6 protein-coding genes are annotated in these 7,026 nt (G+C 66.6%); 5 read left to right on the forward strand and 1 reads right to left on the reverse strand.

The window, feature by feature from the left end; translation table 11 throughout:
• The first annotated feature begins 113 nt into the window (after window positions 1–113).
• The 3 genes from CHC08_RS28200 to CHC08_RS28210 all read left to right on the forward strand — a co-directional run bounded on the left by CHC08_RS28200 (window position 114) and on the right by CHC08_RS28210 (window position 3,523).
• Entirely contained in the window at window positions 114–1,403 is a 1,290-nt protein-coding gene (locus CHC08_RS28200; RefSeq protein WP_089210402.1) for an acyl-CoA dehydrogenase family protein, read from the forward strand.
• An 80-nt stretch (window positions 1,404–1,483) separates the two neighbouring features.
• A complete protein-coding gene (locus CHC08_RS28205) occupies window positions 1,484–2,701 on the forward strand; it encodes a CaiB/BaiF CoA transferase family protein (protein WP_089210403.1) in 1,218 nt (405 codons plus the stop codon).
• A 42-nt stretch (window positions 2,702–2,743) separates the two neighbouring features.
• The gene (locus CHC08_RS28210) at window positions 2,744–3,523 is read left to right on the forward strand and encodes a crotonase/enoyl-CoA hydratase family protein (RefSeq protein ID WP_089210404.1); all 780 of its coding nucleotides are present in this window, start codon (window positions 2,744–2,746) and stop codon (window positions 3,521–3,523) included.
• 444 nt (window positions 3,524–3,967) lie between these two features.
• Here CHC08_RS28210 and CHC08_RS28220 read toward each other — a convergent pair whose 3' ends face one another.
• Window positions 3,968–5,227 (reverse strand): PucR family transcriptional regulator, encoded by a 1,260-nt coding sequence (locus CHC08_RS28220; RefSeq protein WP_089210405.1) that lies wholly within the window; start codon window positions 5,225–5,227, stop codon window positions 3,968–3,970.
• A 416-nt stretch (window positions 5,228–5,643) separates the two neighbouring features.
• Here CHC08_RS28220 and CHC08_RS52995 point away from each other — a divergent pair, with 416 nt between their 5' ends.
• On the forward strand, window positions 5,644–5,904 hold the full coding sequence (locus CHC08_RS52995; protein ID WP_420823589.1) for a DUF6596 domain-containing protein: 261 nt from the start codon (window positions 5,644–5,646) through the stop codon (window positions 5,902–5,904).
• A gap of 256 nt (window positions 5,905–6,160) precedes the next feature.
• Window positions 6,161–7,009, forward strand: a complete 849-nt coding sequence (locus tag CHC08_RS28225; protein WP_089208305.1) for an NAD-dependent epimerase/dehydratase family protein — start codon at window positions 6,161–6,163, stop codon at window positions 7,007–7,009.
• The last annotated feature ends 17 nt before the right edge of the window (window positions 7,010–7,026 follow it).

Genomic DNA, 7,026 nt, shown 5'->3' on the forward strand with positions numbered 1-7,026 from the left:
GAACACCAATTTGAACCAAAACATGGTGTTCTGCGCACAATGGTGGTGCTTCTGCTCGCTCCTAGCGTCGTTCTCATTGACGCCATCGGATCTCCGATGGGAAGGAGCGGTACATGAAGGCGACACACGGCACAGCAGTCGACCCGGGCCAGGGAGTCTCGAACGGCGCTCTCCCGAGCAGCAACGAGAAGCCGTCCGGGGTGGAGCCGCCGGTATTGGGCGGACCGGAGCACTCCGACTACTACCTGCTGGACAACCTGCTCACCGACGAGCAGCGCGCCCTTCGGCAGAAGGTCCGCGACTTCATGAACCGAGAGGTCACCCCGATCATCAACCCCTACTGGGAGCGGGCGGAGTTCCCCCACGAACTGGTCCCCAAGCTGGCCCAGCTGGGCATCGCCGGCTTCCAGATTCCCGGCTATGGCTGCCCCGGCATGAGCAACCTGACGGCCGGCCTGGTCATCCTCGAACTGGCCCGGGGCGATCTGAGCATCTCGACGTTCACCGGTGTCCACTCGGCCCTGGCCATGATGTCGATCGCACTGCTGGGCTCGGAGGAGCAGAAGCAGCGCTTCCTGCCGCCGATGGCGCGCATGGAGAAGGTCGGCGCCTTCGGCCTGACCGAGCCCGCTCACGGCACTGATGTGGTCAAGCTGGAGACGACCGCGCGCCGGGACGGTGATTCCTACATCCTCAACGGCTACAAGAGGTGGATCGGCAACGCGACCTTCGCCGACTACGTGATCATCTGGGCCCGCGGCGACGACGGGCACGTGGGCGGCTACGTAGTCGAAAAGGGCACACCCGGGTTCGACGCCCAGGTCATCAAGGGCAAGACGGCTCTGCGCTGTGTCCAGAACGCACAGATCTCCCTAACCGACGTCCGGGTGCCCGCCGAGAACCGGCTGGCCGGCGTCAACACCTTCCGCGACACCGAGAAAGTCCTGCTGGCCTCGCGCTTCTGCGTCGCCTGGGAGTCGATCGGCGCCGCCATCGCGGGCTACGAGACAGCTCTGGCCTACGCCAAGCAACGCAAGCAGTTCGGGATGCCGCTGGCCGCCTTCCAGCTCATCCAGTACCGGCTCTCCCGGATGCTTGCGGACATCACCGACATGCTGTGCATGCAGTACCGGCTCAGCCAGCTCATGGACGAGGGCGAGTACTCGATGCCTCGGGTCGCGCTGGCCAAGATGCACTACACCGAACGAGCCCGGGCCATCCTCGCCGACGCTCGCGACATGCTCGGCGGCAACGGGATCCTGCTCGACTACCACGTGGCCCGGCACTTGTGCGACATCGAGGCCATCGGCACCTACGAGGGCACCGACACTGTGCAGGCGCTGATCGTCGGCCGCGACATCACTGGCTACAACGCCTTCGTGCCTTCGGTGCCCAGCCGCTGACCGGGCATGTATCGCGGCGCCTCGTGACAGCGGGTCAACCTCGGCGCCGCGCGCGACCGCACTGAAGACAAGGAGTAGTCATGAAGAACACGCCCCTCCTGGAGGGACTGCACGTCGTCGATCTCGCGAGCTTCATCGCCGGGCCTGCCGCGGCCACCGTCCTCGGTGACTTCGGTGCCGACGTCGTCAAGGTGGAGCCACCGCACGTGGGCGACACCTACCGTTCGCTCAGCCGCGTCCCTCCCAACCCCCATGTCGAAGGGATCAACTACCCCTGGCAGCTGGACAACCGCAACAAGCGCAGCATCGCGCTCAACCTCAAGTCGCCCGGCGCCCGGCCCGTGCTCGAGCGTCTGGTGCGGTGGGCCGACGTGCTGGTGACCAACTTCCCGCCGCGGGCACGGGCCAAGCTGGGCCTGGAGTACGACTCCCTGGCCTCCCTCAACCCGCGGCTGATCTACGCCGATGTCACCGGCTTCGGCGAGGCAGGTCCGGATGCGCACCTGCCCGGCTTCGACGTGACGGCGTTCTGGGCGCGCAGCGGCCTGATGGACATCACACGCCAAAAGGACGTGCCGCCGGCCATGAACGTGTTCGGATCGGGCGACCACTCCACGGCGATCACCCTGTTCGCCGGAATCATGACCGCGCTGTACCGGCGGGAGAAGACCGGCCAGGGCGCACGCGTCACGGCCTCGCTGCTCGCCGAAGGCGCCTGGGCGGCCGGCATGTGGCTGCAAGCCGTACTGGCCGGCGCGAAGAATCCCCGCCCGGTCGACCGGTCCGACCCGCCGAACGCGCTGGGGAACATGTACCGCACGGCCGACGACCGCTGGATCATCCTCGTCTTCGTCAACGAGGACAAGCAGGTCCCCGGCTTCCTCAAGGCCATCGGGCATCCCGAGGCGGCGGAGAACCCGCGATACGCCGACACCCCGAGCCGGCGCGCCCACGCCACCGAGATCGCCGCCCTGCTGGACAAGACATTCGCGACCCGTCCCCTGGCCAAGTGGCGTGAGCTGCTCGACGCCGCGGGCCTCACCTACGGAGTCGTCCAGACGATCGAAGAATTCGCCCACGACCCACAACTCCTCGCCAATCAGGTCCTCATCCCGATCGACGACGGCAGCACTGAGCCGCACCTGACCATCGACAGCCCCGTCCGGCTGGACCAGGAACAGAAGGTCCGTCCGGGCCCGGCCCCCGGCCTGGGAGAACACACCGAATCCGTGCTCCGCGACCTCGGGTTCGACACCGCCGGAATCGAGGAGCTGCGCAAGGCCGAAACCGTCGTCTGAAGCCGCAGCTCAGCAACGCGAGGGAAGAAGGGAAACACCGTCATGACCACGGCCACGGACACGCCGACCGTACGGACCGAGGAAATCAACGGCATCTTGGTGATCACGATCGACCGGCCGGAGGCCCGCAACGCCGTCGATGGGGCCACCGCCCGGGCCCTGGCCGCCGCCGTCGACCGCCTCGAGGCCCGCGACGACCTCAGGGTCGGCATCATCAGCGGGGCCGGCGGCGTCTTCAGCGCGGGCATGGATCTCAAGGCCTTCGCGGCCGGAGACACGCCCATCGTCGAAGGACGGGGCTTCGCGGGCATCACCCGCGCCCAGATCAAGACTCCGCTCATCGCCGCCGTCGAGGGCTATGCGCTGGGCGGCGGAACCGAGATGGCGCTCGCCTGCGACATGATCGTGGCCGCGCGGAACGCCACCTTCGGCCAGACCGAGGTCCACTACGGGATCGTGCCACCCGAAGGGGGCATGGTGCGACTGCCCGAACGCATCCCACGCAACATCGCACTGGAGCTTCTGCTCACCGGCGACCCCCTGCCCGCCGAGCGCGCCGAGCGATTCGGCCTGGTCAACCACCTTACGGAACCGGGCCAGACCCTGAAGCGGGCCCTGAAGCTGGCCTCCAGCATCGCGGCCAACGCGCCCTTGGCCGTGGCAGCCGTCAAACGCGTCGTCAACGAGCGGCGAGCGTTCTGTGACCAGGACGCCTTCGTCGGGCAGGACCGGATCGTCGCACCGGTTCTGGCGTCCCACGACGCGCAGGAGGGCGCCCACGCCTTCGCGGAAAGGCGCCCACCGCACTGGCAGGGCCGCTGACACCCGCCCCGTCCTACAGGCCGCTTGCGGCCCGCGCCCAGACCCGTCCCACGGGCACAGCCTGGTCTTCCTGACCAGGGTGCGACTGTCCCGCATCGTCGCCGGCATGCTGGGCGATGCTTCCGACCGGGCCTGGTCGGCTACGCCAAGAGCCTCTCGAAAGAGCTGGGCCCCAGCGCATTCGCGTGGTCGGCCTACCGCGCGCCTACATCGCGACCGACCGGGTACGCGAATCCGACGCCCTGACCGGCGACGCCGACACCGCCCGCGCCCATGCCAGCGCGCGCCCCTTGCGCCGCTACTGAATCCCCGAGGAGTTCGGCCGGAGCGCTGCGTTCCTGCTCTGGCAAGCCGCGTTATACCTGAGGGGGGCCACTGTCGACCGACGCGGGTGCACGCAGCGGCTTCTAGCTGGATCCGCCGGTGACGGCATCATCGAGCATTTCATGCGGGGCTGCGAAGGAGCGTTGAGCCGAGGTACTGAACGGCGCGCAGCGCGACTTCCAGATCGGCGCGCCCTTGCTGGACTGGGTGTCCCATGATTTCCTCGGCTTTCCGGATGCGGTACTGCACAGTGTTCTTGTGCAGAATTTGAGCGCTGGCAGTAGCGGTGTAACTGCAGCCGGTGTCCAGGAAGATCTGCGCGGTCTCCCGAAGCCGTGCGCCGCTCTCGTCATCGACGGCCAATGGACCCAGGACGCCCCACACCCAAGCGCGCATGTCGTCGACGTTCGTAGCCATCAAAGCGATTGGAGCGACGGCGGAGAAGCCAGTGAACTGGGGGGCTGAACTGGCCGCTGCCGCAAGGTCCTGTGCGCGCAGTGCCTGCCGATGCGTGGAGCGGAATCCCTTGATGCCGTACCCCACGCACCCAGCGCACACGTGCACGGAAGGATCGCTCCGCTCAACCACATCCGACAGCTCTTTCCACGAGACGTCGCGGTGCGAGCCCAACGGCAGCCAAGCCCAGGACAAAACTGTATCTCGGGGGACGAACAGCGGCCTGGCGGGGCAGTCGAGTTTCCGGGCGATCTCGTTGGTGATCCGGTCGAGTCGAGCAAGTCCCTCACCCTCGCCCTTCAGCGTGGGCAGCCAGGCCACCAGCCCGAGGTGGTTCTGCCGGAGCCGGTAACCAAGGGCTGGTTCAGCCCAGTTGAGGTCGACGTTCTTCTCGGCGAGGATGTCTCGCACGCGCGCGGCGCACGCGGCGGTCTGGCTGAGCAGCCAGTGATCGCGTTCATGTTGGTAGACCACGACGACATGTTCGGTTACCCGGTCGATATAACCGAAGCTCACCTGAAGCATGCGCCGGTTGGTCGCGGTGCGGAGCTCGTCGCCGGTGCACCGTCGGTTGAGCTCGTCCAGACACCACTGCAGAAAACGCCAGTGGCCGATCCTGTAGGCCCTGATCAACGCGCTGAGGGGCAAACCCCTCTGGGCCAGCCTCCTGGCATACTCAGAAGCGGCTGCAGGCCCCTCGATGTTGTCCAGAGGCATGTCGTTCTCGAAAATGTGCAGCAACGTGGCGACATTTTCCGCGACGCTTGCCTGCAGGATCTTAATGACGGAGGGGTCACCCCTGAGCTCCGGGATCTCGGCAATAACATTCTCTCCGATGTCGCGGCTGACCTCCGAGAGGTGTGACTCTACGTTCTCCGCGACCACGGACAGTTGCTTTGCGGCCTCAGGATGCTCCGCAGCCATACTTCCACCCTACAGGGTGCTTCGTGATCTATCCGCTTCCTCGTGACGCGATATATCGGACTCCGGCAAGCCTGTGCCATTACCACCGACGGAATAGTCCATCGGTACGGATCCCAACCCGAAGGTCGTATTGCGCGCCCAGTGGCTGTCGTGCGGTCCACGCCTAGCCTCTGGTTACCGACGGAACCATCTGGCGCCTGATCTGGGGAATCGACTGGGCTTCAACCCATTGCTCGAGAACACACGAGGGTGATCGGCGTTGACCGATGTTCTCCGATACAGCCTCACAGAACTGCTGAGCACTGGAGAGGTCCCCGACTCTGCGATTGCGATGATCGACGGCGAGGGGACGGTGGTCGGTCGGACGAGCACAGCGCAGCGGCTTCTCGGTCATGCGGCAGGGCAATGGGAGCCGGATGAGTCGAGAGGGTCAAGTCCGGTTCCGAGAGAGCCGGAGGGTGACGGTAATCCGGCTCACCCGGTTGCTGCATCGCTTGTTACCCAGCGAAGCCGAGGTCGCCGGGCTACTCGCACTCATGCTGCCCACCGACGCACACCAGGAAGCCCGCACCGACACCGACGCGACTCATACCTCTCGCCGACCAGCAACGCCATCCGTGGGACAAGACCGCGATCGCCGAAGGCCAGGGCATTCTCGCCAGTACCTGCCGCCATGACATCGGCGTGTGGACGGACAACGCGGACGCTATCGGGCCCAAGCACCATGGCCGGGCAGTTCTCGGTCACCGCGCTGCGTGGGCCGTCGGACGAGCCAGGCACTTGTTGGGCCTGGATGCCGACTGCGCCGGCTGGAAGCGTTGAGTTGAGCCGGCCGATGAGCGCCATCCGAAACGGCGCAGATCACAGCTGGCGTGACGTTTCAAGCAGGCGGGCCGGCCGTACATCAGTTGAAGCTTCGAAAAGGGGACTAGCGTGAACGTTTTGATCACTGGTGGCACCGGATACATCGGTGCTTTCGTCCTTCAGGTCCTTCGCTCGCGTGGACACCTGGTTCGTGCGGTCGTCCGCAGCGACGAGTCGGCGAAGGCGGTGACCGACGCCGGCGCCGAGGCGGTCGTCGGTGACGTGACCGACGTGGCGTGGCTGACCGGGCAGGTGCGCGGCGCGGACGGCGCGATCCACCTCGCCGCGCTCGGCCAGGACGGTGACGACGCGTTGATCGCTGCCGTGCTGGCGGCATTCGGGGGCACCGACAAGCCGTTCGTCTACACCGGCGGTATCTGGACCTGGGGCGACAATCCAGATATCACGGAGGAGAGCGATCAGATGTCCGCCGCTCTCACCGCATGGCGCGTTGAGCGGCAGCGGCGGGTTCTCGAGTCGGGCCTCAAGGCCTCGGTGATCTCGCCGTCGGTGGTGTACGGCCACGGCAAGGGCATTCCGGCCGGGATGTTCACTTACGGGCCTCGGAGCGAGGATGGAGCGTTGCGGCTCATCGGCTCTGGAGAACAGCGCTGGTCCACGGTCCACGTCGAGGATCTCGCGGAACTCTACGTCGACGTGTACGAACGCGCTCCCGGCGGGGAGCTCTACATCGCGGCCTCCGGCGTCAACCCCACCGTGCGGGAGATGGCACAGGCGGCGGTCGGCCCCGAGGGCACCCTGGCGCCGGAGTCCGCCGACGAGACCCGCGCACGATTGGGCGAACTGTTCGCCGACGCGCTCTTGCTCGATCAGCAGGCGCAGGGTACGCGGGCCAAGCAGCGGTTCGGGTGGAGCCCGAGCCGGCCCACCGTGCTCGAGGAACTGGCCGCGAACTGAACGCCACCGCTTTGTGG

Source organism: Streptosporangium subroseum (assembly GCF_900188345.1).
GTDB lineage: Bacteria > Actinomycetota > Actinomycetes > Streptosporangiales > Streptosporangiaceae > Streptosporangium > Streptosporangium subroseum.

Bases quoted from the DNA above. Each gene is read 5' to 3' on its own strand.
- CHC08_RS28200 (WP_089210402.1), top strand. From the start codon at position 114: ATGAAGGCGACACACGGCACAGCAGTCGACCCGGGCCAGGGAGTCTCG.
- CHC08_RS28205 (WP_089210403.1), top strand. From the start codon at position 1,484: ATGAAGAACACGCCCCTCCTGGAGGGACTGCACGTCGTCGATCTCGCG.
- CHC08_RS28210 (WP_089210404.1), top strand. From the start codon at position 2,744: ATGACCACGGCCACGGACACGCCGACCGTACGGACCGAGGAAATCAAC.
- CHC08_RS28220 (WP_089210405.1), bottom strand. From the start codon at position 5,227: ATGGCTGCGGAGCATCCTGAGGCCGCAAAGCAACTGTCCGTGGTCGCG.
- CHC08_RS52995 (WP_420823589.1), top strand. From the start codon at position 5,644: ATGAGTCGAGAGGGTCAAGTCCGGTTCCGAGAGAGCCGGAGGGTGACG.